The following is a 2,734-nucleotide window of genomic DNA, read 5'->3' on the forward strand; positions in this document are numbered from 1 at the left end:
CGTGCGCGGGTGCGCCGGGCGGCCCGCCCCCTGGCTGCTGCTCGCCCCTGCGCTGGTGGTCCTGGCGGGCCTGCTGCTGTGGCCCCTGATCCGGGTGGTGCTGTTCTCGCTGCAGGACTACGGGCTGCCGCAGATCGTCTCCGGGGAGCCGAACTGGACCGGCCTGGGCAACTACACGGAGCTGTTCTCCTCGCAGCGGCTCTGGCGCATCGTGCTGCCCAACACGCTGATCTTCGCGGTGCTGGCCGTGACGCTGACCGTCGCCCTGGGCACTGCGGTGGCGGTGCTCATGAGCCGACTCGGCCGGTTCTGGCGGCTGGTGGTGGGCTCGGCGATCATGGTGGCCTGGGCCATGCCGGCCGTCTCCGGCACCTATGTGTGGGTCTGGATCTTCGACGCCGACCGCGGCATCTTCAACAGTGTGCTGATCAGCCTGGGCCTGCTGGAAGGCCCAGTGAACTGGTTCACCGGCCGGGTGTCCTTCTATGCGATCGCGCTGCTGAACATCGTGCACTCCGGCTTTCCGTTCGTCGCCGTGACCGTCCTCGCCGCGCTGCTCGGGGTCCCACGCGAGATGCTCGAGGCCGCCGAGATCGACGGCGCCGGCGCGTGGCGGCGGTTCTGGCTGATCATCGTGCCCACCCTGCGACAGGTCTTCACGGTGGTGATCATCCTCTCCACCATCTGGGACTTCAAGGTCTTCGCCCAGATCTATCTGATGCCCGGGGGATCCGGGTCCAACCGGGAGGTCCTCAACCTGGGGGTGTGGTCCTATGTGGAGTCCTTCGGACAGAACCGCTACGGATTCGGGGCGGCCATCGCCGTCGTGCTCACGCTGGTGCTGATCGTCATCACGGTCATCTATGTGAGGGCGCTGATGCGGGAGGACGAGCTGTGAGGCCCCGGCTGTCTCGGCGGGTCGGGGCCGCCGCGCTCAAGGCGTCCCTGGTGGTGGTGCTGCTGACCTTCACGCTGTTCCCGGTGTGGTGGATGGTCTCCAGCGCCTTCGAATCCAGCCCGGCGCGGCGGACCAGTCTGCTGATCGAAGAGTTCACCCTGGACCACTTCGCCTATGTGCTCTCCGACGGCGGCTTCAGCCTGTTCCTCCGAAACTCCATGCTGGTGGCGCTGGCCACGGTGCTGATCAGCGCGGTGCTGGCGCTGCTGGCCTCGGTCGCGGTGGCGCGGTTCCGGTTCCGGCTGCGCACCCAGCTGCTGATGATGATCCTGATCGTGCAGATGGTGCCGCTGGAGGCCTTGGTCATCCCGCTGTTCGTGCAGGTCCGGGATCTCGGGCTGCTCAATATGATGCTGGGGCTGATCGTGGTCTATGTGGCGCTGTCCGTGCCGTTCGGCATCTGGATGCTGCGCGGGTTCGTGGCCGCCATCCCGGTGGAGCTGGAGGAGGCGGCCTACCTCGACGGCGCCAGCTGGGGACGTATGTTCCGTTCGGTCCTGCTGCCGCTGACCCTGCCCGGACTCGTGGCCACCAGCATCTTCTCCTTCATCATCGCGTGGAACGAGTTCCTGCTGGCCATGACGCTGCTGGGCGGAGCCACGGACCAGTACACGGTCTCCATCGGGCTGCGGCAGTTCTTCGGCGAGCACTCCAACGAATGGGGCGCGATCATGGCCGCCTCCACGGTGATGACGGTGCCGGTGATGATCTTCTTCATCCTGGTGCAGGGACGGATCTCCGGCGGGCTGGTCTCCGGGGCGGTGAAAGGGTGAGTGATCCCGGACTGCGCCGACTGGTGGACTCCGTGCTCTGGCCGGGATTCCTGGGCACCGGCACCCCGGACTGGGTGCGGCGCCGCTGCGAGGACGGACTGGCCGGCGTCGTGCTCTTCGCGGGGAACCTCGGTGAGGAACTCGGAGGGGATGCTCTGGACCTGCCCGAGGGGTGCCTGGTGGGGATCGATGAGGAGGGCGGGACGGTGACCCGCCTGGACGCGGCGCGAGGGTCCCGAGAGCTGGGCGCGGCCCAGCTGGGCTCCCTCGACGACGTCGAGCTGACCCGCGCCACCGCGCGCAGGCTGGCCGTGCGCTCCGCCGGGGTCGGCGCGAACGTGGTGCTGGGACCGGTGGCCGACGTGAACACCGACCCGCGCAATCCGGTGATCGGCACCCGCTCCTTCGGGGCGGAGCCGCAGCTGGTCAGCCGGCATGTGGCCGCCGCCGTCAGAGGGATCCACGACGTCGGCGCGGCCTGTGCGCCCAAACATTTCCCCGGCCATGGGGACACCGACACTGACACCCATGTGGGACTGACGGTCTCCCGTGCCGCGCTCGCCGACCAGGCGGAGGTGCATCTGGCGCCGTTCGCCGCAGCGGTCGCGGCCGGGGCCCGCATGATCATGACGGCCCATCTGGTGGTCCCCGGCTGGAGCCGACAGCCGGCCACCGCGTCCCCGGACGTGCTCGCCCAACTGCGGGACATGGGCTTCGCCGGGGCCATCGTCAGTGACGCCCTGGACATGGGTGCGATGCGGGCGAGCTTCGGCGCCCAGGCTCCGGTGGTCGCTCTCGCCGCGGGCTGTGACCTGTTGTGCCTGGGCAACCCGGCGAACCCGGGCTCCTCCGGCGATGCCGAGGCAGACCTGCTCGCGGCCGAGGATGCCGTCCTGGCTGCACTGGCCGACGGCACGTTGCCGAGTCGGCGCCTCGAGGAGGCGGCGGGCCGGGTGACCGACCTGGCGCAGCAGGTGGGCGGGCCCTCGGAGATCGCCGCGTC

General features: G+C 69.5%; 3 protein-coding genes. All 3 read left to right on the forward strand.

What is annotated here, in order from left to right; genetic code table 11:
- The first annotated feature begins 1 nt into the window (after position 1).
- On the forward strand, positions 2 to 898 hold the full coding sequence (locus tag BCY76_RS17060; RefSeq protein WP_085437963.1) for a carbohydrate ABC transporter permease: 897 nt from the start codon (positions 2 to 4) through the stop codon (positions 896 to 898).
- Complete coding sequence (locus BCY76_RS17065; protein ID WP_070159178.1) at positions 895 to 1,731, forward strand: carbohydrate ABC transporter permease; 837 nt, start codon at positions 895 to 897, stop codon at positions 1,729 to 1,731. The genes BCY76_RS17060 and BCY76_RS17065 overlap by 4 nt, the downstream gene beginning before the upstream one ends.
- Positions 1,728 to 2,734 (forward strand): glycoside hydrolase family 3 protein (locus tag BCY76_RS17070; RefSeq protein WP_201791171.1); only part of this gene is annotated, 1,007 nt, incomplete at its 3' end. The genes BCY76_RS17065 and BCY76_RS17070, both read left to right, overlap by 4 nt.

It is taken from the genome of Nesterenkonia sp. PF2B19, from assembly GCF_001758425.2.
Taxonomy (GTDB): Bacteria; Actinomycetota; Actinomycetes; order Actinomycetales; family Micrococcaceae; genus Nesterenkonia; species Nesterenkonia aethiopica.